This window comes from Comamonas sp. A23 (assembly GCF_004522605.1).
GTDB lineage: Bacteria > Pseudomonadota > Gammaproteobacteria > Burkholderiales > Burkholderiaceae_C > Comamonas > Comamonas thiooxydans.
Genome location: NZ_RSDT01000013.1, coordinates 1 through 23,576, shown reverse-complemented (window position 1 = coordinate 23,576; position 23,576 = coordinate 1). Strand labels below are relative to the sequence as shown.

The following is a 23,576-nucleotide window of genomic DNA, read 5'->3' as shown; positions in this document are numbered from 1 at the left end:
GGTCAATACCCCCGCAGTGCATCGGCGCCAGGAAAGGCGCCGAAATTGATGGGCTGCCACTCGCCAAAGCGCCTTTTGCAGTCGCTCACACGGCCACCGCATTTGTCCTGCGTGGGATCTGCGACAGGATTGCCGTCACGGTCAAACATGGCCGAGCCGGTGTAAGCGCAGTACGGGCCTCGGTAGCCACCAATGGAAAGCCAGCCGCAGATGCTGGCCTGGATCTGGCGTGCTGGCAGTTGCTCGCCGTCAAAGTCGAGAGCCGAGCGCAACTCGAATTCGACGGTTTCCTTGTCCTCTGCCGTTTTGGCTTCAATCAGCCAGATCTCCGGAGGCAGCTCCTCGAGCGGGTCGGCTGTCGGGTTGCCGCCTGGAAAGTTGGCTGCGTCCAGGTACTTACTCAGGGTGCTGCGCCGGATGACGCGCGCGCCCACCAGGTCGCCCAGCGCCAGGCACAGCGCCGAGATGACGCCCGGCAGCGGGTTGCCCTGCTCGTCCTGGCCAATGTTGCCAACGCGCAAGGTCGGTGCCGGTTGGGTACCAACCCCAGTACGCGCAAAGCCTTCGGCCTCGATGGCCCAGGGGCCGTACTCGTTGCCCTGCCACCAGATGGGGCCGGCCTGGGGGTAGCCATGGAAGCGCAGATGCTCGCCGCCAATCTGTGTGGCGTCCAGCTCGAACAGGTAGACCCGGTCGCCTGGGGTAAGGCCTTGAATGTCAGCTGTAATCATGTGAAGTCCAGAAACGACAAAGCCCGCACAAGGCGGGCTGGTGGCGGATAACAATTGCCGCTATGGCTGGTTGAACTCGGTAAAAGTCACCGACAGCGTGTAGCTCTTGAGTGGCCCTCTACCCCCATGAGGGGTTATCTGATAGTCGCCAGCCAGGTAGTGACCAGGATCTCCAAGGGGAGGTGTCCAGGTAAAAGACCGCGCACCCGCATGTCGATCGAGAAAATCTCTGATCGGCTTGATCTGCCCAGCACGACCGCGAAACTCCAACGGCCACGACTGTTTACGGGGGTTGATGCCATCCCCCGCTACCTGAGCGTATCCATCACCAAATTGCGCTCGCAAAGTCCGATGCGATACCGTCCCTTTCGGCTCAGACAACGGCCGCCATCCAAAGATCTCAGGCATTTAGGCCCTCCCATTTCGCTGCGACCAAAGCAGGCCCCCTGGTCGCATTTCCTGAGCAATGCGCTCGCGCACGGCATTGCCGACGATCTTGCCCAGCTGCGCCATGGAGGATTCCGAATTACCTGCAGCTGTGGCCGACACCTGGGCCTGTCCAGAAGACTGGACATTGACATCCACGTCGATGATCACAGTCCCCGCAGAGGAACCCACCAGACCTGCGCCAGCACCAAAGGCTTGCCCTCCCACCAGGCCTCCGTCTGAATAGCCCTGGGGTTTTCCATTGAGGCGGTTGAGCATGCTTAGGCCGAGGCGCTTGGTGTTCTCGGCATTGATCACGAACTCGCCCTTGTGGACGATGCCCGCCGGCTCCAGCTTTCCACCATCGCCGGTATAGCCACCGTCATCGAAGCCAAGCACGCTGCGCACCGCCCCACCCAACGACACGATGCCCTTGCTGAAGGCGGTGCGTGCCTCCATCATTGCCAGCGTCCGGAGCAGGTCGCCAAGTGACGCCTTCCCATTCACCACCAGGTTCGCCAAGTTTTCGGCAACACCGTTCAGCGCAGTAGTCCATACATCTGCGGTTTGGCGCGCTGTATTCGCAGCGATGTCCGCGAAGTTTTGCCAGGCGACACTCGCACCCAGTTGCCACCGCTCCTGCAGCAGGTCCAACTGCTGATAGGTTTGGTCATACACCTGGATCTCCCGCTCCTTCTCGACCTGGAGTTCCTGTAGTCGGCGCTCAATCTGTTGTCGCTGCTCAACACTTAGACCAGGGGTAAACATTTGCCGATCTTCGAGTCGGCGCTGTTCTGCCAGATACTGGTCCTCGATCTGCCATTTACCCTGTGCGCGCCCGCGCTCTTTATCCCCCATCCAGGCTCCAGCGATGGTGCGCTCTTGCTCCTTATCGAGTTGCTCGATGTAGCGCTGATGGGTCTTTGTCAGCGATTCAAGCGCGGCCTTCTGGCGCTCCATCGCCATGGAAGCATCCTGATCGACTGCGGCCAACTTGTTTTCGCCCTCCATCACCTTGACGCTGAGGCGCCCCCTCACATCAACCAATTGCTTGCGGACCTCTAAGGCCTCCTTCCCCTTTACTTTCTCCTGCTCCAACCGATCAATCTGAGCCTGCAGGGCCTTTTGCTCTGTCCCATTGGCTTGAACAATCAGCTCGCGCTTGCGGCTGTAGAAATCCTGCTCGCTAATCAATCCGGCCTGCCGGCGTAACTCCACAGCGCGCTGCTGCTGGTCAATGGTCGCCAGCTCATCACGCATTTGCTGCTGGATCTCTGAAAGGTCAAGGCGACGGGAAGCAGGCGCTGTGCTGCCACCCTTCTTCTCCTTCTCCTCATACTTCTTATTGATGCCGGCAACGAGCAAGTCATACTGCTTCTGAGCCTCTGCGCTGGTCTTTACTGCCTCTCCGTATTTCTTCTCAGCGGCAGCCAACTCAAGGCGCTTCTGCGTCTGCTTGTCATAGTGCTTGCTGGCTTCTGCGCTCAGATTGATAAGTGCCTGCTCACGTTCACGAGAACCTTGCACATAAGTGTTGGCCGACTCGGAGAGACCCAACATCTCGCGCGCCTTGTCGAGCCTTTTCTGACGGGTCTTGAGGCCCTTGGCATAGCTGCCTGTGCTCTCGGTCACAGAGTTGGTCGGGCCTCGCTCCTGGTAGTCATTGACCTCCTTCTGCAGCCGCTCCACCACAGCATGCATGCCCTCCTGGCGGCCGAGCGACTTGATCATGTCGATCACTTCGGCGCCCACATTCCGAATGGCAATCCATCCCTTCTCCACCAGGCCCAAATTGGCGGTGATCGTGCTGGTAGCGCCGGCAATGGCCGAATCGTAGGCGTCCTGGGCCACGCGGGCTGCATCCGTCTCACGCCCCACTTCCTGCAACGACTTGATCTGCTCAAAGGTTGCCGACGTCAGGAAGTCCATTTGCTTGTTCAGCTCAAGCACCGCCTTGACGGGGTCTTCGCCCAACTTCTTGAAGTCCTTGGCCACCTCCTCCACGGATTGCCCGGTGGCACGCTCCCACTCAATCGCTGTCGTGGTGTAGCGCTGCAGGCGTTCAGCACCAACGCCAGCATTCGCTGCAAATGTGACCAGGGCCTCGGCCGCTTTGGCCTGGGTAATACCTGCCACGTTATCCATGGCGGCCGACATGTCTACCAGTTGCTGGACGCTGGTACCGGCCTGGTTGCCAGTCTTTTGCAGCACGACCAGGAATGCATGGGCTTCTTTGGCGCCTGAGTACAGGCCGTACGCCAGTACGCCAGCTGCTGCGGCCGCAAGCGTGAACGGGTTCACCATCCCCAGCACATAACCGCCCAGTGCCTTGGCGGCCTCACCCGCCCCACCAAACATGGACATCAGCTGAGAGCCCTGCTGCAGGAATACCGTCATGGCGTTCTGCCCGCCCTGCAGCGACACGATGATGTCTTGGAACTGCGCAGGAACACCACGCATCGCAGCAGAGTGAGCGCGGTCACTCATGACATATTGGCCGGGCTGGCTCAGGCGCTTTTGCGCTGCCTCGGCCTGGCGCAGTTGGTCGATATAAGGCTTGAGCACATCACCCGAGATACCGCGCTGCTTGGCCAGAATCTCGTAGTACTCCGAGCCGGCCTTGCCACCCGACTGCATGGCCACCGTGGCGCGCTGGATGCTGCCGACCATGTTCTTCTCGGCCCGAGACATGGCGACTGCAGCCTGCTGCGGCTGTGTCTCCAGGGGCTTGAGACCCTGTGCAGCCTTTTGGCCTGCAGCCTCCACGCCTGCGGCCATGCCCTTGGCTGCCGCCACAGCGTCAACGGCACCCTCGCGCACACCCGTGGCGTCCAGCGAGGCCTCAATCTGGACTTTACGGCGGTCGGTATCGCTCATTTTTCAGCCTCAGCATAGATTTCTTGAAGTGCGGCAGCCTCCATGACGCGAACCTCGGCGCGCAGCCGGTCGTGGTCTTCATGGGGGATTTCGCGGGCGCGAAGTTCATCGGCCAGCACGCCGTAGTCCAGCCCCACCACGCCGCCGGCGCCGACGCGCCACTGCGTCTGCAGGGCATCGAACAGGCACCAGGCAGTCCAGTTTTCGGGCCAGACCTGGACACTGAACATGTCGGCGTACTGGCTCACCGGCAGCCCCCATTCCTTGAGGTACTGGGCATCCGGGAGCTGCATGTATCGCGCACGCGCTGCCGCAATCAGTTTCCCAAGCGGCCCTCCATGCACAGCTGCTTGTAGGTGTTCATCACGGCCTGGACTGCGGCTGGCAACTCAGTTGCCAACTGGATGCAGTTGTCCAAGGTGAAGGGCACATCCAGCCCCCAATCCTGTAGACACCCATGGATGTACTGCCCATTGAGTTGCACCACTCCGCGCTGCTGCTGAGTGGAGGGCTGGCCTGCAGTGGCATCAAAGGCGGGAGCCTCAGCCGCGAAAATACCGTCCAGGAACGCGCCGAATTCCACACGATCACGGTAGCGGAAGGTCACGGGCAGCAGACCCTCCGTCCCATCCAGCATGGCGATCTTGAGCGAGTGAACGATGCCCTTGGGCCGCTGGCCCAGCACGATCTGGCGTGCAATCTGTTCGCTCATGCTCAAGCAGCCTTAGGCAGGTTGGTCGGAGCGCCACGCAGCAGCACCGTGGACTTGGTGGTCTGCTCGTTGCCCTTTTCTGTGCTGGGCACATCGTCGTAGGCCAACTCGCCCACGTAGTAACTGGCGGAGCCGTCCTTGAACTGCAGACGGTGCACTGAATCCAAGCCGTTACATGCCTGCAGAGCGGCGCGAGCCACTCCATCCTGCTTCCAGCTGATGGTGTATTCCAGGCGTCGCGCCGAGCGGCCCTGGCTGAATTCCTGCTCGTCTTCAACGTCCAGATAGCTGCTGCTGCCAGTCTTGAGCTCACCACCGCTCAGCGCGAAGCTGGGGATATAGGGCAGGCGCTGCCATTCGTTGGCAACCAGAGGGATCAGCGATACCTCTCCACCCATCGGAAATTTTGTGAGATCGCTGGTATCAACACCATCCAGAGTCACGCTGTCGGCCGTCACGGCCTTGACGCGGGCAACGCGGCCCTCCAGTTCAGGGTAGTCCTCGCTGGTGATGACCACCACAGCCTTGACAGCCAGAGTGTTCGCCACCGTCACCACTGCGTGCGCGGCATTGGACATTGCACCAGGAGCCAAGGCGGTAAGAGCGGCGGTGTACAGATAGAGTTTTGCCCCATCGGGCAGAGGAACTTTGCGCATGGTTGTGCCCCTTTCAGGCAAAGAAAAACCCGCCAGGTTTCCCATGGCGGGTTGTGCAGCCCTCTCGGGCAAACGAAACCACTCAGCGAGCGGTCAATCAATTAAATTTGAACTATTCGCAATAGCCCTCGATAAATGCATCAGGGCCCGGCTCCGTAGCCAAATATGGCCGCCCTCCAGAATCGGAAGCGAACATAACGAATCCAGAGTAAGCGCCATAGCTATTCTTGCTATTCACCTCTCCGCACAGCTTGCTAGTTGCGAGGGTCCAACCGCCCGTCAGCTTTTCATTTCTGAACTTAACCGAATCAGGGTCTTTCATACCAGAGGCCACGAGCTGACGATGCTGGTGTACCAGGTAGCTTGTGTACAGATAGAAGCCCACCGCCAATATCAAAAAAGACAGCCCGGTCACTTTCAGAATATTTCTCACATTCCCTCCAAACTCAATTTGTGGAAATGCTACCAAAGCTTCAGTAATGCACGAGCAGATCCTGGTCTGCCGAAAATAGATTCATATCGTGGTCGAAGTCATCGCGGAGGTTTCCGACTGGCCGAATGGTCAGTTCTGGGTGCTGACGTAGCGCGCTCACCAGTTGGGGCATCAGCCGCTTTGGTTCCAGAATATCTGCACTAAAAATCCGAATCTGCACATCGGCGGCGTCTACCTGAGAATCCTCGTTGTCCAGGTATTCGCTGGTATCGCCACCAAAGCGCTGCCAGATCACATAAGGCGTTTGCGCGTTGGCCGGGGCCACTGTGCCGTAGCAGCTCGGGATTACGGCCGCAATGGCTGCGTGTAGAGCTTCGTCCATCACTTCACCCTTTCCAAGGCTTGCCAAAGCACATCAGCCGAGGCCAGCACAGCAGCCGGCTCCGCGCGCAGCGAGCCGCGCATGAATGCCTTGCCCGGGATGTAGACCGGCCCACCCGGGCGGGGCAAATAGTACGCATCCTTCTCGGCCTGACTGGCTCTGCGCCGCGGCTTCTTCTTGCCGGCACTCTCCGGCCGCGCCAGCGTCACCCAGCCCTTTCGGGTCATCACCACCTGGTAGCGCTGCCAAAAGCCGTTCTCCAGCAGATGGCCGTGCGGCGCGGTCTTGGCATTCCAGCTGATGTGATATTCAGCAACGCCCTGACCGCTGTTCTCAGGTGAGAAGGCCTGATAAATAGCCTTGCCCAGGTTCCCCGAGAGCTTCTTGATTCTGGCGACGTTGATCTTGGCTGTGTCGTAGAACACCTGGGCGGCAGCCTGTGCCGCAGGCCGCACCGCCTCTTCGGCTGCATCTCCCAGATCATCAAAGAGCGATTCGAGGCCTGAAAGATCGATAGAGGCAATAAGTGAATTGCTCCCCCTAGCCATTGGTCACCTCACACACCAGATCCACATACTCGCGGCGCTGCCGCTCTGGCAAAACGGCCTTGATGCTGTATTCCACGCCTGCACAGACCACACGCATATCAGCCTTGATGTCAGTGCGCCATCGAATTCGGATACTGGCTTGAGCTTTGCTGGCCACCTGCCCTGCACGCACGGTTTCGCTGCCCGATGCAAAGCGAATGTTTGCCCAGACCTTTGCAACCTCTTCCCAGTTGTTCGATAGCTGGCCAAGCCCGCCGCCAGGCAAGCGGCGCTGGATGTGGATACGGTCTCGAAGACTTCCTGCGTCCATGGTCAAAACCCCGGTTGCACGTTGATGCTGGACAAGAGAGCGGCGCTGATGTGAGGAGGAGCCTTCGCCCCTTCGCGCCGCCCCATCAGCTCACGATTGGCATAGAGCCAGGCGACAACCAGCAGCATCCAGGCGCGCACGCCGGCGTGCACCGCGATGTCGATACCCGCTGTGTATGTGATTTGCGCTGCCATACCTGCACACCCAGATGCTTGAACCAAGGTGAGCCGGCCAGTCTGCGCAACGACAAAAGGCACAGCGTCGCCATTGACAGTGACAGCCTCCACCTCAATCACGCAGCCGCGGGCGAGCACAGAATTGCTTGCCTCACTGACCTGCTCGATATAGCGCCCCTTGCGGATGGCCGCGCCACTGACCTCCTCAGCCAACGCGCGTGCGGCCGGGATAAGGATGCCTTCAAAGTAGCCATCCTCATCGTCACCATCCACTCGGCATTGCAGCTTCACCTCGGCAAGTGTCAAAGGCTCATCGCCAAGGTACTGGGCAATCATGCCTTGGCGCTCTTGGGTGCTTTGCCTGCTGGCTTGGACTGTGGCTCGGAAGCCTGGGGCGCTTGCTGCGCTTCCGCCGCAGGGGCCTGCTCGGGCGCCGGCTCCTGCAATTGCTGCTCAGCAGCAGCGTCAACGTGGGCAGGCTGGAGACCATCCAGCTCTTGCTCAACTTGGTCTGCATCGGGTTCGGCATCAGGCCTGGCCACACCCAGATCCTTCAGGTGCTGGGCGGCGTCCGCATCAAAGCCCGCACGATCGCCTTTGGCGTAAGCCCCGAAGGGTTTGATGAACAGCACGACTACTTTTTCCATTACTCACTCCTTGAACGCTCCGGCCAGCGGCCAGAGCAGGTCAACACGAGGCGGGCTTAGCCGAAGCTGGAGCCCCACTGCACATCCTTGAGCACCACGATGGATTCGACGTGGCGGGGCCCAAAGTCGTGCTTGGCGATCACGCGGATCAGCGTCTGATCGCGCTGGAAGGCGGAAATCACATTGCCCTGGCCGTCCTTGTAGGTGGCCTCCTTGGAGTAATCGATCACCAGACCTTCGTCTTCACCGATGAAGCAATCGCCGAAGTCAGCCAGGTACAGCTCCGAACCGTTGGAATCCGCCCCGACGGTCAGGTTGGCGGGGATCTGCGTGGTGAATGCCACCGCATAGCCCTTGAGGAAGCCGTTATCAAGCTCCGGGTAGGCCTTGTTACCGTTGCCATCACGAATAGAAGCCAGGAAGCGGAAGGTGCGTGGGTTCATGACCCAACCGACGCTAGTCATGTTGGCGTTGGCGTTCTCCAGGCGGAACAGCATCTTGTTCAGGTCCGCATCCACCTGTGCCAATGTGGGCGTGGCCGAGGTCGGTGCGAACACATTGGCAGCCAAGGCCCAATGGCGCAGGCCCTTGGGCGTGTTGGAGGTGCCGTCGTCGCGCAGGAAGGCCTTATCTTCGCGAGCCGCCAGCGCACTGGTCAGGTCACCCACCACGATGGCGTCCACATTCGGGTTGGCCGAAGAGTTGGCCAACAGGTCATTGCTGATAGGCACCAGGGCCGCCAGCTTCTTGCCCGACAGCTTCAGATCGTCGAACTCGCCCTGGGTTGCCGGCACATCGGAATCAGAGCCGATATAGCCAACCACAGCACCACCTTTGAGGCGCGGGATGGTCATATTGCCGTTATTCAGAGGCAAGGGACGCGCGCCCAGCTTGCGCACCGTGGACTTGGGGCGCAGCAGCTCGATCACCTCGCTGGACAGATTGGTAGGCACCAACACGCCGCCGGCAGCCGAGGTCAGCGTATTCAGCGAAGCTGCAATGTGCTCGCCGTAGCCGCGCTCAATGGCAAGCTGCGCCGCAGCCTGGCGATTGCCTTGGGCAGCGGCCAGAGCCACCACCATTTTCGCCATGCCGGCGCCAGGTGCTTCGGGCTGCTTGGGCTGGGCAGGCACGGTCTTGGTTGCAGTCACATCCGCGGCGGCAGAGACAGGCACTGCGGCCGCAGCGTTCATGCGCTCGGCAGACTCCAGGCGTGCGATCTGGCCGGACATGGCCTCGAACTGCGCCTGCAACTCACCAAACTCGGCCTGCTGCTCGGCAGTCAGAGAGCCGTTTTCGGCCTCGAGCTTGGCCAAGGCTTGCACGCGGTCGTTGATCTTGGCGCGCTCGCTACGGATTTCATGGATTCTGGACATAACGTCTCTTTCAATAAAAAAACCCGCTCAAGGCGGGTTCAGTGATGCCCATGGCGGGCGCGAACAAACCACCCGGGCCCAAACCCAAGCGGCAGAAAGTAAAAAACCCGCCGTGGCGGGTTTTGCATTGATATGGAGCGCTATCCGGTCAGGCGACTTCCTTGCGCTCGCCAAGCAGCGGTATCACGGTGCGTGACCACTTCATCTGGGTCACCGAGACACCGCTACCGTGCTTCTTGCCTGTGTCAAACAGGCGGCAGAAGTCCTTGCCAGCATCGGTAGCCTCCCATTTTTCGCCCAGCTTCATCTGCAGCCCGGCCTCAGCCAGCAGCAGATTGGTGCCACGCGCGCTGGCACCAATGACTTTGCCCAGCTCTGTCGGCGTGTACCACTGGCCCTCCTGGCTCTCCGCCTCCAGGTGCGTGTGCCCCAATTGCTGCATCAGATTGATGCTGGTCATCTGATAGATGGCCTGATTCGCACTGATTGCGGCCGCATTCTTGTCGCATCCCAGCAGACGGGCAACGCGAACCAGCGGCGCAAATGCCCGGGCAGCGTCAGCAGTTGCCTTGAGTGGCGTCGTGGCAACCTTGGTTGTATAGCTGCCAGTCTTTCGGATGCTCGGCAGCACTTCGGCGCGCACCCACTTTTGGAACGGCTTAGCCTCAGGCTTAGAGCTACCCAGGATTGCGTCATAAAGTCCAGACTCTGTGATGATCGTTACACCCCGGGGCCCAAAACCGGCGATATGCCGGTTTTGCTTTTCGTCGTCATCCAGGCGCTTCGTCATCTCATATGCGTCGGAGTAGCCAAGAATGTCAGCCACCTCCATCGCTACAAAGCGCAGGCTTCCGTCATCATCCGCAATCACGGTGACGTTGTGACCATCGAAGACAAATGGTGTGATATTGCTCATAAGTGACTCCCTGTTATGCAGTGATCTTGGGCAGAACTTCAACCCAGCCAGCCTTGCTGGCTCCCATACGAGGGTCCAGGCCTCGCAGCGCACGACTGATGCCCAGCACATCCACAAACTGGTCGCTGAATGGGTGAAAGAGCTTGCCCAGCCGCTCAAGGCGCGTGCTGATCTCCTGCATCTGTGGGACCGGCATCGACCTATCGGCCTCCTCGTCAACGATTTCCCAAACAGCCATCTGGCGCTCGAAGTCCGCGAGGGCTGTGACCAGCTTGCGGCGCGCGGCAATCACCAGTCCGGCGAATGCACCGTCGCGCGCCAGCGTCAGTGCTGTATCCGCCCCCTGCATCTGCGCTTGTCGCTGCACTTCACGGTCCAGCACATCCAGCACCCACTTGCGAAAGTCCTTGGCAACCTTGGTGCGCGCAAACATAGCCAGCAGGTGAGCGCCACGCAGAGAGAAGACTCGCGCATCTTGCTTTCCGGAAGGGGTGGTCAAGTTGACCACCCCTGTCATTTCGCTGGTGAACTCGTCGGCGTGGCGCGCGTAGATCCGCTGGACCGCCTTGTCATCGACATAGCCAAGAGCCCGGCCGATTTCAACAGCCTTCAGCCAAGCCTTGCCTGTGCGCTCCACCACGTTGAACGTGATGTTGTTAAAAGACAGAGCATCTGAGCCCTGTTCGGAACTGGTGATACTTTTTTGTACCTGTACGTTAGAATCTGACATGTCGAATCCTTGTGTGAGAACTTGGTTTTTGACACTCGACGCCTTGGAAGGTAGTAGCTCCAAGGCGTTTTTCTTTGTGGGCTTCGATTTCATCGCTTCTTCTCCGTTCAGTTGCTGTGATTTAAGAATCCCACGCAATCTGGAAATGCAACCCCCTTGCATTTCAGGAACCCTGTGATACAAGCAGCGCGCCCTCTGCTTCCAGGCCTCGCTTGATGAGGTAGAGAATTTCCGCGTTGAGGGTTCGTTCGTTTTGAGCGGCGCGCACTTTCAGTTGCTTGCGGAGCCCGTCCTGATAGAAACGCATCAAGAACTTGTCTGCCGTCAGGCTGGGGCTGGTATTGGGAAGTTCATTCATAGAGTCCTTTCAAAACAAGTCACGGTGACTTATTTATTGAAATTTATGTCACCGTGACTCCTTTGTCAATGGATTTTTAAGTCACAGTGACACTAGCTATACTTTTGCTATGGCAACAGACACACCCACCACTGGCCGCGACTCAGACAAGTTCATGCTGCGACTGCCAGATGGCATGCGTGACAAACTAAAAGCAGAAGCGAAGTCCAACAACCGCACCCTCAACGCCGAGATCGTGGCCCGGCTGGAGGGAAGCTTCGTATCTGGGGCATCGAGTGATCCAAACTTGCACGCATTGGCCTTACGCATAGCCACGCTGGAGCTTGAGTTGGCGGACAGTCGGATGGAGGCGGAAACGCTAGCTATTGACAGCTGTATTGCATCAGGCATCGCACTTGAAGCCATCAAGCTAATCAATAAGCATAAAATTCCGCACACGTTTCCAGAAGACGACATTGCCGAATTAGAAGATGTGTTTGAGATGTCCTCTGAGCGAATGGACTCTGTGGACAAAAGGCAACTCGATGCGCTCACAGAGCAGGCAAATGCTGCTATTGATCGATTGGTGAAGTTAAAAGCCACATCTCTCCCTGATGAGCCACGTCGCTTCCGCTCGAAGCGTCCATCCTCAAAAAAACTCGCCGATCATTAATTCATGCCCATGCAATAGTAAGAACTGACTTTTGCAGCAAAAGCCCGTTGCTGGGCTGAACAAAAAATCAGAGGAACAACATGAGCCTTGACCGAAAGTTGCAACGCACTCTTTTGCAGAAACTTGCTGATCAGTACCCCGCCACTGTTAGTGTTCAAGGCTGGGAGGCCGAGTTATCGGGGAGCGCAGTGAACCTAGCCTATTTGCACGAGCACGGCTTATGCGAAGCAAAGTTCTCGCAAGCACTTTCTGACAAAGCTCCGCGGGCGTTTTCAGCTAGGGCTACCGCAAAGGGCATGGACTTTCTGGCAGACGATGGCGGTTTGTCAGCAATCCTGGGGGTCGTGACGATCAAACTCCACGACGACACCATCAAATCTCTGATTGAAAGCAAAATTCTTGAGTCGGACCTTCCGGAACCCGAAAAGAAGCGATTTCTTGATCAACTTCGCGAGCTGCCCGGCGAAGCTACAAAACACCTCGTGCTAAAGCTTGTGGACCTAGGGCTCGAGAAGGCTCCGGCAGCCATCGAGGTTATCGGCAAGGTTTTGATGGGGCCGTGACCTCCAACACGCCAACCGGGCTTCCACGTCTCGTGAACAGAAAACAGCACAGGTAGGCAGCGACTAATGCTTGATGGATAAGCCCCACAGACTGATCCAATCGAGCCCCTCACGAGGGGCTTTGCTCTATCAGCGTCTGGTCAATAGCGCGGCAACCACCTGAGCTAGCACACTTGGCTGCGGTGGACTGGGAGCAACAAGCGGCGGCTCATCGCCCTTTAGTGACTCGGCCAACTTCTGATTCTCGAGCCTGAGCTTCTCAATCTGTAGTTGCAAGATCTCTAGCTGCGCCTTGTTTTGTGCATCAGTGAGTGGCTGAATTTCTTTGTGCCATTTCCAGAAGCCATAACCTATTCCAACGACCGCGAAGCCAAGTAGGCCGCTGAGAACATTGGTCAGAGTCTTCTTGTCAGCCTTTGCAATTTCGATCCGCCTCTGCTTCAACGAAAGCATGAGCTCTTGCTCATGGCTCCTGCTATCCAGCTTCTTGAGGGATTCAACTTCGGGTAGGTTTGTGTAAACAACCTCATTTGCCGCATTGTGCAAAGTAAGGGCTGCCCATACTGCGAATATCGCGGCCACCAGCGAAAACAGCGCGATGAATTTATAGATGTTGTCCGTTGGAACAGGAACTCGATCAAGCATTCTTAACTACCTACCAGTTGAGTTTGATCCAAATGCCACTAGCGGCGTCCACGACTGCGGGTGTGTGGACGCACATAAGTTCCGTCCTTGCGGTAATAACCTCGCACATTCACAGAACCGCAATAGCCAGTTACGCAGGGAGCCGCACCAGAGCCAGCACCAGGCGTGTAGGTGATCGGTGCAGGATTGTTGTATCGACACCGGGTATGACCTGGGACATATGCCCCATCCTTTCTGTAGTACCCATCGACCCATGCACACGAATTAGCTGCGTAGTTTGCGCGGGCACCGCCAGTTGGACAAATAAACGTCGCAGGGACACTTTCATCATCGCTTGTGACATGCGCCTCGAACGGCGTACAAGCTATGTCCGGCAGGCCGGAATATTCAGCACTTTGCTGCGATGCACACCCCGCAAGAAACAGCATAAAAGCAACCACGATCCATCTTGCCATTCCGCTCCCCAATATTTTTTCTAGATCGATGGTAACAAATGGTTTTCAGTCTACTGAAAGGCTTCTCTCGCACCACTTCCAATATTCTCTATCTCAAAAGGATTAGATATGCCACGCAAAGTCACAGATGCAGAACTCGATCAGCTGGTCGAAATTTTCACTAGAACCCGAGTTCTCAGGCGCGGAGCAGATTCTCAACTCATCGATGGGAGGTACCTGATTCATCCCATAGCTCGAAGTGTCAGACATCACGAAAAATGGGCTGTTTCGATCTATAGAAATGTAATTACACCCGGAAACGATCTTGAGATTGCAGTAGACCCACCTCCTCTAGCTTGGCCAAATGACGATCCAAGGCGGCACCTAGATATTTGGAATTGGCTTGAATCCCAAAGGCACTTGCAGCATCTGCCATCAGGGAATCACGCTCCTAGTCAGAAGGAACACTTCCGAATCGGAGTCAAACTCACCGGAGCACTGGAATTTCTTCAACTTCTGCAACAGCAGCTCTCCATACCTCAAGAGAATCGCCGTTGGTCAGTGCCTTCGTTGCCGATTCAAAAACCTTCCGCGGTTGAACAAACGATCGAAAGAATGCTCAAAACAGTTCAGCAAACCTGCGCGCAAAGCGGACAAATATCTCGCAGTGCTGCCAAAGACAAGCTTTGGCAATTTGCCTCTGAAGATCACTTTAGACAAGTCCTGCAAAAACTCCTTCATGCCACCGAGCTTCGATGTGCGCTTACAGGAATTCCCTTAGACCCCAATGTTACCGAAGGCGATCTCACGCCTTCATTGGATCGAATTGATTCGACTGAACACTATCACCCAGACAATGTCCAGATTGTTGCCAGATTTGCGAATCGCTGGAAGAGTGCCGATACAGATGAGAATTTCAAGACACTCCTAGAGCTCATCCGAATGCATCGATCATGCCCCTGACGATCGACTAACAGATCGCGGATGATGATTAGGATCGACTCTGGCAGCCCATTGCCGCAGCACGCGCACTAAAACTGCGCACTGGCTGAGGTTTTCGCCCAGCCGAAACACTGGCTGCGATGCGATTGATGGCCGCTTGTGGCGGTTCAATGCGGTCCGCTAGGCCCAGCTCAATGCCCTTGCCACCAAAGTACACCCCCGCTTCGGTACCGCGCACCGCGGCCACTGTCAGGCCACGATTGCGGGCCACCAGCTCCGTGAACTCCGCATAGTTTTGCTGTACCAGCTCGTTCAGCCACTGCGCGGCTTCTGTACTCAGCGGAGCATCACTGGCCAGGTCCGCCTTGCGGGCGCCGGCAAAGATGGTGGTGACTTTAATGCCCTGCTCTTCATAGCGCTTGCTCATGTCCACGTGTCGCGCGATGACGCCGATGGAACCCACACCCGAGGATTTGCTGAGCACGATCTCGTTGGCCGCGCTGGCCAGACCGTAGGCTGCTGAGTAGCAGGAGAAGTTCACGATAGCCGTGATGGGCTTGATGGAGCGGGCCGCAAAGATCTCTTCTGCCAGGTCGGTCATGCCGGTGGCTGAGCCGCCAGGGCTGTCCACATCCAGCGCGACATGCTCCACAGCATCATCAGCCAGCGCGGCCTGCAGCTGGGTGCGAATGCCTTCGTAGCTAGTCATGGTGGTGCACATGTCCATGTGCGCGGAGCGCGAGACCAGGGCGCCATGAATGGGCAGGACATAGACACCGCTTTCACGGGCGGCGTTGAGGCGGCGCTCTGCCGGAGAGATGGCGTTGACTGGCTCGTCATCCTCCATGGCCATGACCTGACCGCCAGGGTTGAGGTTGACGATGTTCAGGTTCATCGCCTGGTTGGCCCAGTTCACAGCCATGTCCAGCCAGTCTTCACGCACCATCTGCGGAGTGTTGAAGATCATGCTGGCGATGCGAGGAAAGTTTTTCATGTCAGGGCCTTCTGGATATCGCGGACTTGCTCGTCCGATGCATCAGTGAGTTTTTCGGGCATCTGCGTGTCGGCCCCGACCATATTCAGGGGCTGCAGGTACACATCGCCGCCGGTGACTGGTGGCAGGTTTTCCAGGCGACGAATGTCGTTGACCGACAGCCAGCCCCATTGGCGCGCCACGGCGTAAGCCTTGAAGCGCGCCTCCTGGTTACCGCGCAGCAGGCCGCCGATGTTGAACTCGATGTAGTAGCGGCTTCGCTCAGAGGGCAGCAGCAGATCGCGCTGCAGCGCCTGCTCATGACGGCGAAGCCATGGCATCAGGGTGTAGATCACGAACTGGATCTGGAGGTTTTCCACGTTGTTGTACGTGGCGGCCTCCATCATCCCGACCATGGGTGGCGGCATCTTGTAGATGCGAGTGATGTCCACCGCGGCCAGCTTCAACGCGCCGATCAGCTCCGCGTCCACGTTGTTCATGGACAGGGCTTTGAAGGTCATGCCCTCTTGCAGCAGCGCCACCTTGCCTGCATTGGGCGCCCCCCCGAACTTGGCCTGCCAGTTGTTGGTCAGCGCATCAATGGCGCTTTGTTCCTTGATGGCCGCGGCTTCCTTAGGGCGCTCCAGCACGCCGGACAGCGCGGTGCCATGTAGGAAGGACTTGCCGCCGTACTCCTCCAGCGCCAGCGCATAGCCAATGCTGTTGGCGTGCAGGGCGATGGGCGAAAGGCCGGTGTACTTGTCCAGCGATACCCAGCGCACGTGGTGAACAAAGCGCGCAGGCACCGGCTCCTTGCCATCAATCGAGTAATACGGCTTGAGGTCCGGGCCCTTGAACACCTGAACATCGCCCGGGTTGAGCGGGATCAGCGCCGTGGGGTTGCCGCGGCCGTCGCGCTCAATGAAGCTGTAGGCGTTGCCGCGCAGCCCCAAAGCCGTTTGCGCGTACTCACGCGACTCGAATGGCGTCTGCCAATCATTGGGAGCGAACTTGAGCAGCGCATAGGCCGGATGGGCATCTGCAGACTTGCGGGAGCCGTCCTCCAGGCGCTCGAACACTTCGAGCGGCAGTTGAGCCACAGACTCGGCCAACAGCGACACACAGTTCTGCAGCACAGGCAAAGCCAAGGCCGTCTGCGGCGTAACCAGCTGGCCGGCAGCCGATTGCTTGGAGCCACCAAGTATGGATGACAGCCAGCCAACACGGGCGCCCGCCTGCTCGGCGGTTTCTCTTTTGTTGAACAGCATCAGCTCATCCGATCAATGGCAACGCCTGCAACCAGCAGCAGGCAACCGCCCACCATGGCCGCGACCGCCAGAGAGAAGTGCGCGGCAATGCCGGCCAGCAAACAGACAAAGCCCACCACCATGAATGCCAGGCCCACGAGCTCGCGGGTAATGAGGTTGAGGAGGTTTTTCATGGGCGTGAAGGAGAGGCCACCAGGGGCCAATCCCAGGCGACGGGAACAAAAAAAAGCCACCCGAGGGTGGCAACCACGAAAGGACAGTGGTAAATCAGTGAAGCGGCAGTGAAGGCTGAATCTCAGACTCCAGCTGGAAGATGCGGTTCAGCAGTGGCTGCTTTTCCTTTTTGCGCTCATTCATCAAGTGCGAACCGAATGACGCACGCACCTTGGACTCGACCTCCTGAGCAATTGCGGTTTGCAGTTGCTGCCACAAGCCAAGGCTGGCGGTCTGCATGGAGTCGAATGCCTCGATAACGTCGAGATGGAAATCAGCGTCAATCCACATGGCATATGCGATGACCAGCGTCTTGGATACAAATGTCCCCTGTTCCGCTTGCGAGCCGCCTCTAACAGTCAATACAGGTTCGATGCACTGGACAGTGCATCGCTTTTTCATCGCAGCGATCAAAGCCACAGTCTCGGGTCGCTTCATAAACGAACCTGGCCGCTGGCTTCTAGTTGCCTTTCCTCGAGCCACCGCGGCACGGTGCAGATCGTTAAGACAATATCGGCCGCTGGCATCTTGACGGACGACGATTCTGGATATGGTTAATGGATTCACAGTTGTCCTTTCGCGGTGCGCAAACGAGAAACCGCCTCAAGGGCGGTCTGCTGATTGACTGCTGAGCAGCTCTCGTAATAGATAGGGCCAGCCGATCAAGCTGTCTGGATGGCTAGATGCCGACTCCACTGTCATAGATGCTGGCCTCCTGCTCTGCCTGCTTGCCAGGCATTGCGCGGCCAATCGCCATGATCAGTGCTACGGCTCCGTCAATCTTGTTGTCGTTACCTTGCTTGATGGGGCGCACGATATCGTCGTTGCCGACCAGGTGCTTTCCGATCACATTGCCCATGCACCAGGTCATGAGCGGGTTGCCATCGTGATGAAAGCGCCCGGACATGATGGCCGCCTCCAATTCCTTCATCGGGTCGCTCATGTTGGTGTAGTTTTGGATGATGGTGATCGGAAGCAAGCCTTCGTCATCAAGCTGATGTGCCAAGTTGGTGGCGCCGTGCGGATCCATGGGCGAAGCTTCGACAGGATTGAGCCTTGCAGCATCCTTGGCCTCTTCCAGAATCTCGCGGTAGTCAATCTCGGCACCATCGGTGGTCAGCAGATGGCCTGTATTGACCCACTTCTGCAAGCGCTCGGCCATCCGCCGGTTGTCGCTGTTGTTGACCGTGTCCTCTGGCACCCAGAACCGTGGAGCGATGCTGTAGTAGTGCCGTCTTCCGTCAATGTCGCGCCAGAACAGGCGGGCCATGCTGTTCATGTCCAACTTGCGAGCCAAGTCGAACGACAACACCACCGACTGGCCTTCGAAATCAGCCAGATTCAGCGTTTCATCCTCACACGCCTCCCACTGGGTCATGTTGAAGTAACCGGCTTTAGCCGTTACCCAGAGACCCAGGTGCTTGGTTTTGAAGGTGTTGGTGAAGCGCGCCTGCTGGATGGCCCTTCGCTGCTGGCTTTCCAAGTACTCCTGATAGACCGACACGCCGATATTGGGGTTGGCCTTGGCCAGCACCTTTGGATCTTTCCAGTCATCCTCTGGATCAACGGTCCAGATCCAGCCAAACAACTCGTCGTTGGGAACGGTGCCGTCGAGCATCTCCACCACTTCGCGACGCTTGTCATAGCACGGGCCTTCGATGTTGTAGCCGGCCGTGGTGATGATGAACATCAGAGGCTGTTTGCGCGCGCCCATGCCCGTGAGCATGGTGGTGTAGAGCGCATCACTATCGTGCTCGTGGTACTCGTCCACGATGGAGCATGATGGACTGGCACCGTCACCGGGGTTGCCAATGATGGGCTCAAAGCGGCTGCCATCGCCTGGCTTGTTCAGATTGGAGGCATTGACCTCGATGCCCGCAGCCTCCAGCAACATGGGTGATCGCATTGCCATCAGTCGCGCCGGCCGAAACACCTCCCATGCCTGCTTTTCTGTGGTGGCCCCGGAGTAAACCTCGGCGCCAAACTCGTTGTCGGCCGCAAACATGGCCAGACCCACGCCGGCGGCAATGACGCTCTTGCCGTTCTTGCGATTGACCTCCCAGTAGCTTTCACGAAAGCGGCGAAGACCATCCTTCTTGCGCTTCCATCCAAAGGTGCAAGCCAAACCGAACTTCTGCCACGGCTCAAGGGTGATCAACTGGCGCTTGAAGCCCCATTCGCCCTTGGTGTGTGGCAGCAGCTCGATCAGAGCAATCTTCTTCTGCGCCTCCTTCGCATCAAACTCGTAGGGGTAGGTCTTGCTTTTGCTGGCCAGCAGATCATCCAGATGACGCTGGCAGGCCTGCCGGACATATCGACATGCAGGAACCTTTCCTGCAATTACGGCCTTGGCGAACTTGTTGACTGCATCCACCGCCGGATATTTAGCCATTGATGACCCCTGCAAACGGGTTGTCGCTCTGCTTCTTCTTGCCTGTCCCCATCATTCGCTGTCGACTGGACGGGTCCAGCCCCAGCATTCCGCCATAGCTGGCCATCATGGCCGTCGCCTCTTTGAGGGCTGTCGCTGCGGGGTTCTTGATCACGCCACCCATGGCTCCAGAGACCGTCACTCCGTTCTGGGCGATATCCGCCTGGGCCATCCGAAACTGGTCATAAGCGGAGCAGTACACCTCAAGGTTCTGAATATCTGTCGCCGCCAAAATGCGCTCTTTGCACAACTGAGGCGCCACGGCTTCCCAGAGCATCCGGCCGTTGTCTCCCATCCAGTCGGGGCAATCGATATTCAGAACCAGCTCGAAGTCCGGTTCAGCTTGATTGAGAGCACGCTTGCCTGGATTACCAGCTAGCAGCTTCTTTGCCGTAGGTTTGGGGCGACGGCCAGAGCGCCCAGCAGCACCTGCCATCGGGCCTCCAGTTAAATTTCATATTTCGCGGGCGTAAAAATTCGACGAACCGGTCGGTCTAGAGGGCGGTGGTGCCCTGGTTTCGACCCTCCCCCTCCCCACCCAGAACCACCCAAGCAGCGCGATGCAGCCCGCATGCGAAGCGATCAGGTCAGAATTGAGGTGAACAAGCCCTGCGACTCCCGCGCCGTTTTAACGGCGTGGCAAGCCCTGCAGATCGCCTGCAGGTTTTCTCTTGCGTCCATTTGCTCTCGGGTCCAGCCCAACCGCTTTGCCTGGGCCTTCGAGACAATGTGATCGACCTCTTGCGCGCCCGACACCGCACCGAGCTTGAGGCATGGCTGGCACAAGCACGCATCGCGTTGCATGACCCACTCTCGAATCTTCTGCCACGCATAGTCATAGCCACGCGACTTGGCCGAGCCTCGCCCCGGATGATTCCAGCCACTGGCTTCGGACTGGTGCTCATCGCAAAAACCCGAGGACGAGCGCGACAGGGTATTGCAGCCTCGATGGCGACAAGGCTTGTTAGGGCGCTGAGGCATTACCAACCCGTCCCTGATGCTGCACCGCCTTTTCGATGCACATCCCCGCAAAATACCCAAGGGATAACACCTAGCAACCTCCTGCACCAGAAGATCAGAATGGAATCACTCACCAGAGACTCCATCCAGAGAGAGATCACAACTGAAGTTCATTTACACCCTCGTCTATCGGCAAGTTTCAGTGAGTCAAGGGCCTACCTAGTAGGCCCTTTCTGTTTTTGTCACAGACATAGGTGCCGCCACCGAGTGATCCGCCCCTACTGCAATGTGCGTGATCGTCGGGCGTGCTAGGTGGTAGCGAACCGTGAATAAAAAGCCGCCGAGGCGATCAAACAAGTGCCCGCGGCACAGCGATAGGGAACACAAATCGTCTTGGACGGAATGTTGGCACATCCACCTACACCAACACACTGCTAGCAAGCACCCAATTGATAGTGAGCCTTCACACCCATTCAGGAGAAGTCAATGAACTCAACCTATCAATACTTAGGGTGCATCGATGCTTGTAACGCCTGCATCACTGCATGTAATGCTTGTATTGCCGAGTGCCTTAAAGAGCAGGACGTGAGTCCCATGGCTGGTTGCATTGCAATGAACATGGATTGCGCGGCCGTATGCGCACTGGCTTCAGGCGCTATGGCTCGCAACAGTGAGATGGCCAAGCACTTTTGCAAGCTGTGCGGCGAGATCTGCCTAGCATGTGCCAACGAATGTGAGCAGCACCTTCGCGAACATACCAGGAGGTGCGCAATTGATTGCCACGCTTGTGCCAAGGAATGTCATGCGCTGATCAATTGACCAATGCCGATTGCAAAAAGCCCCAGCGATTAGGCTGAGGCTTTGTAAATTTTGGACGCAGTTACCCCGGTCCGCTTCGTATTCTGCCAAAAAAATGTGAAGCGTCAAGCATCAGAGCACGCCTTTTGTGATGAGGCCGCGCGTCAGAATATTGCGTGCCTCCAGCAGCAGCACCTGTAGCTCGTCACGTTGAGTGGGCAGACGCGGGCTGCTCCAGACCTGGGCGCGGCAAGCCAGGTTGCGCGCAATGAAAGAGATGGCTGTACGGTGTGGCTGCGGGATTTCGTCGATCACAGCGTCCACAGCTTCCAGGTCCGCAACCTCCCACGCGCCGCCACCTCCTGGGCCAAGGCTGCAGGACACCGACCTATTCCCGTAGCCAGACCCCACTTTGGTGTTCGAGCACCACTGGTGCCACTCTTGCAGGATCTCATTCACTACGCTACTGGCTTGACCAATGTCAATCTGCTGTGTTGCTGTGCTGCTCAATGCTCGCTCCTGATTGTTTTGATCTTCCGCCTGTGGCTGGTCTTCAAACCACCTCGGCAATGAAGCCGGCCACAGGCCCGCCTTCAGAACCAGCTCGCGCGTAAAGCGCCCGGCCTCCAGGCCGTACTCACGGTGGGCCTCGCGCCCTCCGCTCTCCAGCAGTCGATAGTTGTCATAGGCCACATGGCAGCCTTCAACGCCAGGCCGGCTGCAACAGAGCGGGAAGCCCGTGCGGTCGTCCGTCTTCATGCCAAGGCCCTTGCCGTAATTGAGGTGGGCATGCTGGCTGTAACCCTCAGTGCCACACCACATGCAAGGCAGCTGAGCGACCAGCCGGCGGTAGGGCTCGCTCTCGATCGCCTTCTCCTTGCGCACTGCAATCCCAGTGGATCCGGCGCCAGGGACCATCACCACATTGACAGGCACCATCTCAGCCGTTGCACGGGCACTATCTAGCTGGCGCTGGGCGCGCTCCTGCAGCCGTTGCTCACGACTGCCAGCCTGGCCGGGCTCACAGTGATGACCCTCGTCCTGCTCATCGCGGAGCCCAGCGCCAGCCCATGAGCCGCGAGACTTGAAGCCCTTACCGGGCTTGAGTGGGGTACGACGCATCAGCATGTGGATCCTTCTTCCGGCTTCTCGCCGTACTGGAGTTCCAGCGCCAGCTGTGCGTAATGGATCACCTTGCGCAAATCCTCGGCACCGTTCTTGGCCTTGTGCCGGGTTGCGTACTTGACGATGTTTCCCTGAAAGAAGTCCAGACCATTGGCATCGATGAACTCAATCGGCTGGATCTTGCAGTCCTTGTAATGGCTCCCTCCCGCCTGAGTGTCCAGAGCGCTTTTCACCACCATGCCCGCCCCCGGTCCTCTACTGCCACCAGACTTCCGTAGTCGTCGACCACGCAAACCATGCTGCTTCCCACCTGCACCCGGTTGCAGCAGCGGTTCTCCATCCAGTGCTCGATCAGGTAGTGGCCGTCGCTCAGGCGCTCATAGGTCGGCCACACCAGCCGCGTGATGCGCGATGTGCTCGGCGGCTTGCGCTGGCCAGCCAGCGGCACGACCTTGCCAAAGAATGCTGGGTTCAATGCCTGGGTCATTTTTTGACCACCTTCACTTCCAGGCCCAGCAGCGCCTTCATCAGGTGCCGCTTGAGCTTGAATTCAGAGGTCTCCACGCCCTTCACATCCTCAATCACCTCGATGCCCTTTTCCATGTACACGAAGTCAGCGATGTAGCGAATGGCGGGCCGGGCGCGCGCAGCGCCAGCAAACTTCACCGATGGGACCATCTCGAACACCACCTGCCGGCGCAGATCGCTGATATGGCCGCCACGCTGCAGCATTTTCAAGTGACCCCAGCGGTTCAACTCAGCCAAGCTGTCGAACTTGGTGCCGTCTCCAGTGACAACCTTCCTATTGCCGTACTTGTGGCCAGAACGCTTTGCGAACATCAATGCACACCCTCCTGCTGCCTACGCTTGTTCAGACCCAAGGCTTCTTTGGCATCCTTCAGGGCGCGATAGCTCACGGTTTTGTCGCCGGCATCCGCGCGGGCCAGAATCTTCCGAGCCCAGTCCTTGCCATCACCATGGGCCACGATGGACACATCGAGGCGCTGGAACTTGGGCGCTGGCAGCGCCAGCAAGCCGGCCTCTTCGGCATAGGTCTTGCGGGGCGTCGCCGCTTTGCACAGGGCCTCAAACTGCGGCAGGCTGGGCGGAAACTCAGAGTGATAGTCGGCAATGCGGTCGGCTGCAGCTTCGATCACCTCCGGCGCGTATTTGCGCAGCGCAGCACCCCAGACCTTGAGCGCAGCCAGCATGCCGATGTCTTGCCCGTCATCGTCCAGAGCACCGGAGCCGAACTTGCTCAGGAAAGCGGTGCCGTAGGAGCCCTGCATCAGCA

The 23,576-nt window shown here is 58.1% G+C and carries 33 protein-coding genes; 4 read left to right on the top strand and 29 right to left on the bottom strand.

Translation table 11 applies throughout. The features are described 5' to 3' along the window. Positions 1–2 precede the first annotated feature (2 nt). From EIC84_RS22565 to EIC84_RS22490, 16 genes are all read right to left on the bottom strand, one after another. On the bottom strand, positions 3–731 hold the full coding sequence (locus EIC84_RS22565; protein WP_003063446.1) for a phage minor tail protein L: 729 nt from the start codon (positions 729–731) through the stop codon (positions 3–5). A 60-nt stretch (positions 732–791) separates the two neighbouring features. Further along, complete coding sequence (locus EIC84_RS22560; protein WP_003063447.1) at positions 792–1,139, bottom strand: phage tail protein; 348 nt, start codon at positions 1,137–1,139, stop codon at positions 792–794. Beyond that, positions 1,140–4,034 (bottom strand): phage tail length tape measure family protein, encoded by a 2,895-nt coding sequence (locus EIC84_RS22555; protein WP_003063450.1) that lies wholly within the window; start codon positions 4,032–4,034, stop codon positions 1,140–1,142. It abuts the gene before it with no gap. Then, positions 4,031–4,327: a DUF1799 domain-containing protein gene (locus EIC84_RS22550; RefSeq protein WP_003063452.1), complete on the bottom strand. Its 297-nt coding sequence runs from the start codon at positions 4,325–4,327 to the stop codon at positions 4,031–4,033. The genes EIC84_RS22555 and EIC84_RS22550 overlap by 4 nt, the downstream gene beginning before the upstream one ends. A gap of 23 nt (positions 4,328–4,350) precedes the next feature. Further along, on the bottom strand, positions 4,351–4,746 hold the full coding sequence (locus EIC84_RS22545) for a phage tail assembly chaperone (protein ID WP_003063455.1): 396 nt from the start codon (positions 4,744–4,746) through the stop codon (positions 4,351–4,353). Between the two features lie 2 nt (positions 4,747–4,748). Continuing rightward, positions 4,749–5,402, bottom strand: a complete 654-nt coding sequence (locus EIC84_RS22540; protein WP_003063457.1) for a phage tail tube protein — start codon at positions 5,400–5,402, stop codon at positions 4,749–4,751. Positions 5,403–5,514: 112 nt separating this feature from the next. Next, positions 5,515–5,835, bottom strand: coding sequence for a hypothetical protein (locus EIC84_RS22535; protein WP_034361668.1), 321 nt, complete (start codon positions 5,833–5,835; stop codon positions 5,515–5,517). A gap of 40 nt (positions 5,836–5,875) precedes the next feature. Then, positions 5,876–6,217: a DUF3168 domain-containing protein gene (locus EIC84_RS22530; protein WP_003063462.1), complete on the bottom strand. Its 342-nt coding sequence runs from the start codon at positions 6,215–6,217 to the stop codon at positions 5,876–5,878. Next, positions 6,217–6,765: an HK97 gp10 family phage protein gene (locus EIC84_RS22525; RefSeq protein ID WP_003063465.1), complete on the bottom strand. Its 549-nt coding sequence runs from the start codon at positions 6,763–6,765 to the stop codon at positions 6,217–6,219. The genes EIC84_RS22530 and EIC84_RS22525 overlap by 1 nt, the downstream gene beginning before the upstream one ends. Then, positions 6,758–7,075 (bottom strand): phage head closure protein, encoded by a 318-nt coding sequence (locus tag EIC84_RS22520; protein WP_370456516.1) that lies wholly within the window; start codon positions 7,073–7,075, stop codon positions 6,758–6,760. Before EIC84_RS22520 ends, EIC84_RS22525 begins: the two co-directional genes overlap by 8 nt. 2 nt (positions 7,076–7,077) lie before the next feature. After that, positions 7,078–7,587: a head-tail connector protein gene (locus EIC84_RS22515; RefSeq protein ID WP_003063469.1), complete on the bottom strand. Its 510-nt coding sequence runs from the start codon at positions 7,585–7,587 to the stop codon at positions 7,078–7,080. Next, a complete protein-coding gene (locus tag EIC84_RS22510) occupies positions 7,584–7,898 on the bottom strand; it encodes a hypothetical protein (protein ID WP_003063471.1) in 315 nt (104 codons plus the stop codon). Before EIC84_RS22510 ends, EIC84_RS22515 begins: the two co-directional genes overlap by 4 nt. 56 nt (positions 7,899–7,954) lie before the next feature. Beyond that, positions 7,955–9,274 (bottom strand): phage major capsid protein, encoded by a 1,320-nt coding sequence (locus EIC84_RS22505; protein ID WP_003063473.1) that lies wholly within the window; start codon positions 9,272–9,274, stop codon positions 7,955–7,957. Positions 9,275–9,422: 148 nt separating this feature from the next. After that, on the bottom strand, positions 9,423–10,190 hold the full coding sequence (locus EIC84_RS22500; protein WP_003063476.1) for a BRO family protein: 768 nt from the start codon (positions 10,188–10,190) through the stop codon (positions 9,423–9,425). Between the two features lie 13 nt (positions 10,191–10,203). Further along, the gene (locus EIC84_RS22495; RefSeq protein WP_202795908.1) at positions 10,204–11,013 is read right to left on the bottom strand and encodes a Bro-N domain-containing protein; all 810 of its coding nucleotides are present in this window, start codon (positions 11,011–11,013) and stop codon (positions 10,204–10,206) included. Between the two features lie 70 nt (positions 11,014–11,083). Further along, entirely contained in the window at positions 11,084–11,278 is a 195-nt protein-coding gene (locus EIC84_RS22490; RefSeq protein ID WP_003063480.1) for an Arc family DNA-binding protein, read from the bottom strand. A 109-nt stretch (positions 11,279–11,387) separates the two neighbouring features. On the opposite strand from EIC84_RS22490, the gene EIC84_RS22485 reads away from it, so the two are divergent. Together EIC84_RS22485 and EIC84_RS26080 are read left to right on the top strand one after the other, a co-directional pair. Then, the gene (locus tag EIC84_RS22485) at positions 11,388–11,930 is read left to right on the top strand and encodes an Arc family DNA-binding protein (RefSeq protein ID WP_003063482.1); all 543 of its coding nucleotides are present in this window, start codon (positions 11,388–11,390) and stop codon (positions 11,928–11,930) included. Positions 11,931–12,010: 80 nt separating this feature from the next. Next, entirely contained in the window at positions 12,011–12,493 is a 483-nt protein-coding gene (locus tag EIC84_RS26080; RefSeq protein WP_003063483.1) for a hypothetical protein, read from the top strand. Between the two features lie 129 nt (positions 12,494–12,622). On the opposite strand, the gene EIC84_RS22480 is transcribed toward EIC84_RS26080, so the two are convergent. Beyond that, positions 12,623–13,138, bottom strand: coding sequence for a hypothetical protein (locus EIC84_RS22480; protein ID WP_003063485.1), 516 nt, complete (start codon positions 13,136–13,138; stop codon positions 12,623–12,625). A 563-nt stretch (positions 13,139–13,701) separates the two neighbouring features. On the opposite strand from EIC84_RS22480, the gene EIC84_RS22470 reads away from it, so the two are divergent. After that, positions 13,702–14,535 carry a hypothetical protein gene (locus tag EIC84_RS22470; protein ID WP_131361308.1) on the top strand — a complete coding sequence of 278 codons (834 nt, stop codon included), beginning with the start codon at positions 13,702–13,704 and terminating at the stop codon, positions 14,533–14,535. Between the two features lie 28 nt (positions 14,536–14,563). On the opposite strand, the gene EIC84_RS22465 is transcribed toward EIC84_RS22470, so the two are convergent. The 7 genes from EIC84_RS22465 to EIC84_RS26380 form a co-directional block, all read right to left on the bottom strand. Further along, entirely contained in the window at positions 14,564–15,508 is a 945-nt protein-coding gene (locus EIC84_RS22465) for a S49 family peptidase (protein ID WP_003063490.1), read from the bottom strand. Beyond that, entirely contained in the window at positions 15,505–16,755 is a 1,251-nt protein-coding gene (locus EIC84_RS22460) for a phage portal protein (RefSeq protein ID WP_003063492.1), read from the bottom strand. Before EIC84_RS22460 ends, EIC84_RS22465 begins: the two co-directional genes overlap by 4 nt. Continuing rightward, positions 16,755–16,928, bottom strand: a complete 174-nt coding sequence (locus tag EIC84_RS26075) for a hypothetical protein (protein ID WP_003063494.1) — start codon at positions 16,926–16,928, stop codon at positions 16,755–16,757. Before EIC84_RS26075 ends, EIC84_RS22460 begins: the two co-directional genes overlap by 1 nt. Positions 16,929–17,022: 94 nt before the next feature. Further along, positions 17,023–17,535 (bottom strand): KilA-N domain-containing protein, encoded by a 513-nt coding sequence (locus EIC84_RS22455; protein WP_034361672.1) that lies wholly within the window; start codon positions 17,533–17,535, stop codon positions 17,023–17,025. 112 nt (positions 17,536–17,647) lie between these two features. Continuing rightward, positions 17,648–19,360, bottom strand: coding sequence for a terminase large subunit (locus tag EIC84_RS22450; protein ID WP_003063498.1), 1,713 nt, complete (start codon positions 19,358–19,360; stop codon positions 17,648–17,650). Further along, positions 19,353–19,835 (bottom strand): phage terminase small subunit P27 family, encoded by a 483-nt coding sequence (locus EIC84_RS22445; protein ID WP_003063500.1) that lies wholly within the window; start codon positions 19,833–19,835, stop codon positions 19,353–19,355. Before EIC84_RS22445 ends, EIC84_RS22450 begins: the two co-directional genes overlap by 8 nt. Positions 19,836–19,981: 146 nt before the next feature. Then, positions 19,982–20,203, bottom strand: a complete 222-nt coding sequence (locus EIC84_RS26380; RefSeq protein WP_003063502.1) for an HNH endonuclease signature motif containing protein — start codon at positions 20,201–20,203, stop codon at positions 19,982–19,984. 642 nt (positions 20,204–20,845) lie between these two features. Here EIC84_RS26380 and EIC84_RS22435 point away from each other — a divergent pair. After that, complete coding sequence (locus tag EIC84_RS22435; protein ID WP_003063504.1) at positions 20,846–21,178, top strand: four-helix bundle copper-binding protein; 333 nt, start codon at positions 20,846–20,848, stop codon at positions 21,176–21,178. A 111-nt stretch (positions 21,179–21,289) separates the two neighbouring features. Here the strand turns inward: EIC84_RS22435 and EIC84_RS26375 are convergent, their stop codons facing one another. The 5 genes from EIC84_RS26375 to EIC84_RS26065 form a co-directional block, all read right to left on the bottom strand. After that, the gene (locus EIC84_RS26375) at positions 21,290–22,285 is read right to left on the bottom strand and encodes a hypothetical protein (protein ID WP_003063505.1); all 996 of its coding nucleotides are present in this window, start codon (positions 22,283–22,285) and stop codon (positions 21,290–21,292) included. Then, a complete protein-coding gene (locus EIC84_RS22425) occupies positions 22,279–22,521 on the bottom strand; it encodes a DUF3310 domain-containing protein (protein WP_003063508.1) in 243 nt (80 codons plus the stop codon). Before EIC84_RS22425 ends, EIC84_RS26375 begins: the two co-directional genes overlap by 7 nt. Continuing rightward, entirely contained in the window at positions 22,512–22,769 is a 258-nt protein-coding gene (locus EIC84_RS22420; RefSeq protein WP_003063510.1) for a hypothetical protein, read from the bottom strand. Before EIC84_RS22420 ends, EIC84_RS22425 begins: the two co-directional genes overlap by 10 nt. Continuing rightward, on the bottom strand, positions 22,766–23,122 hold the full coding sequence (locus EIC84_RS22415) for a DUF1064 domain-containing protein (RefSeq protein WP_003063512.1): 357 nt from the start codon (positions 23,120–23,122) through the stop codon (positions 22,766–22,768). The genes EIC84_RS22420 and EIC84_RS22415 overlap by 4 nt, the downstream gene beginning before the upstream one ends. After that, positions 23,122–23,576: hypothetical protein (locus EIC84_RS26065; protein WP_167599011.1), on the bottom strand; the 455-nt coding region annotated here is incomplete at its 5' end. The genes EIC84_RS22415 and EIC84_RS26065, both read right to left, overlap by 1 nt.